The 2,317-nt window shown below is 66.0% G+C and carries 1 protein-coding gene and 1 pseudogene; both read left to right on the top strand.

The window, feature by feature from the left end; translation table 11 throughout:
- Positions 1-1,186 precede the first annotated feature (1,186 nt).
- On the top strand, positions 1,187-2,095 hold the full coding sequence (locus G3N99_RS38865) for a sterol desaturase family protein (protein WP_174937115.1): 909 nt from the start codon (positions 1,187-1,189) through the stop codon (positions 2,093-2,095).
- 106 nt (positions 2,096-2,201) lie between these two features.
- A pseudogene (locus G3N99_RS42250) lies at positions 2,202-2,317 on the top strand (NAD-dependent oxidoreductase); the annotation flags it as partial.

Below are 2,317 nucleotides of genomic sequence, written 5' to 3'. Positions count from 1 at the left end.
CCTTCGCGGTGCCGTGGCCGGCCCAGCCGGCGAAGGCCGGCGCGCAGGCGAAGGTGAGGGCGGCGGCGGTGACGAGGAAGCGGGTTTTCATCGGGTGTCCTTGCGGTTCGTTTCGGTGCACGCAGTGGCGTGGCGACGGGACGAACTTTAGGGCGATGACACGCGCCCGTCGCGTCATAAAAGATGTCGCGGTGTTACACGTGAGGTGCTGTTTCGAAGTACGACGAATGTGTGCGCCGGTCGCGCCGATCGCGGGCATGCCGCGCCGGGCAAGGCTGATGGCGATGCGATTGCGTGAGGGAAGGGGGCTGTGGCACGGGGGCGGAGCGTGTCGTGAGCAGCGCGAAAGTGTGTCGCGGCGACATGCGGCGACATATTTGCCGGCCGCTTTTTACGTGTTTTGTGTCGGGACGCGTCACGCGAATCGAACGCATGCCCTACACCGCATGCGACTGGAACGGGCTTCGCCGTAACAGGGAGCCGCCGTCGCCAACCATCCGATGAATCGATTTCGTTCCGATCGATAACGACATCGTTCATATGTCGCGCAGGGCCTATCCGTCGGCCCATGTCGGTTGTGTACCCCGTCGACCGACTTTGTCACGGGCGACACATTTTTCGCCCGACGCACATACGCGCAGCCCCAAGCCGACCACGCTCCAGTCCACAAGCGCCTGCGCCCGGCGTGCACCGCCTGAACGCGTTCCTCAACAACATGCGGCGGCGCATTTTCCGCCGGCTACACATACGCGCAGCCCCAAACCGACCACGCTCCAGTCCACAAGCGCCCGCGCCCGGCACACCCCGCCTGAACGCCTTCCCCTGAGACATACGGCGACACATTTCCCGCCCGACACACATCCGCGCAGCCCCAAACCGTCCACGCTCCAGCCCACAAGCACCCACGCCCGCCACCCCCCACCTGAACGCCTTCCCCCACGACATACGGCGACACATTTCCCGCGGGACACACATCCGCGCAGCCCCAAACCAGCCACGTTCCAATCCACAAGCACCCGCGCCCGCCACACCCCACCTGACCACCTTCCCCCACGACATACCGCGACATATTTCCCGCGTGGTCTTTCCGTTCCGCGCCCACTACAGTGCGTTCCATTCGACGCGATGGCAGTTCGTGCAGCCGATGACGCGTCCGACTCAACCGAAGGAAAGGGAAAGGCCCATCATGCTCACCACAACAGGAAAGCTCGCGTACTACGTCACGCTCTTCATCGTCGCCGTCTCGCTCGTCGAGGCGGCCGTGCTCACCTGGCGCCGCGCCCGCGGTCCCGAACCGTTCGACTGGAACGAGGTATGGCTGTCGCTCGCCGATCTCGCGGGCCGCAAGCTGCTCGCGCTGGTGCCGCTGTCGCTCGCCACGCCGCTGTTCGACCTCGCGTGGGCGCACCGGCTCTTCACGATCCCGCTCCACAGCGTCGCGCTCGGGCTGCTCGTGTTCGTCGGCCAGGAGTTTTGCTACTACTGGTATCACCGCGCGTCGCACCGCGTGCGCTTCTTCTGGTCGACCCATGCGGTGCATCATTCGCCGAACCAGTTGACGCTGTCGTCCGCGTTTCGCCTCGGCTGGACCGGCAAGATCGCCGGCGCCGCGATGTTCTTCACGCCGCTCGTGTGGCTCGGCGTGCGTCCGGAAGCCGTGCTCGCGATCCTGTCGTTCAACCTGATGTACCAGTTCTGGCTGCACAACACGTGGATCCCGAAGCTCGGCTGGTTCGAATACGTGTTCAACACGCCGTCCGCGCACCGCGTGCACCATGCGTCGAACCTCGACTATCTCGATGCGAACTACGGTGGCGTGCTGGTCGTGTTCGACCGCCTGTTCGGCACCTATGTCGCCGAGCGCGCCGACGAGCCGTGCCGTTTCGGCCTCGTCACGCCGACCCGCTCGCGCAATCCGTTCGTCGTCGAGCTCGAGCACTGGGCGAGCCTGGCCCGCGACGTCGCCACGGCCCGCGACGTGTGGACCGCGATCCGCTTCGTGCTGCTGCCGCCGGGCTGGCGCCCGGACAACCAGGGCGAAACGACGGAGGAACTGCGCCGCCGCAGTCTCGTCGCCGTGCGCACGGATGCGTGAACGGCGCTACGCTGTGGCGCATTGCCGGCCGCGCACGCATGCCGCGGCCGGCATGACTCATGCAACACGCATCATCAAGCAACCCTCGATCCAGGAGAAAACATCGATGGAACACGATCTCAAAGGCAAGGCAGTCGCGATCACCGGCGGATTCGGCCATCTGGGCGTCGCGACGGCCGCGTGGCTCGGCGCACGCGGCGCACGCGTCGCGCTGATCGGCCG

This window comes from Burkholderia sp. Ac-20392, assembly GCF_017104585.1.
Classification (GTDB): domain Bacteria; phylum Pseudomonadota; class Gammaproteobacteria; order Burkholderiales; family Burkholderiaceae; genus Burkholderia; species Burkholderia lata.
This window is presented reverse-complemented; position numbering and strand designations above follow the sequence as displayed.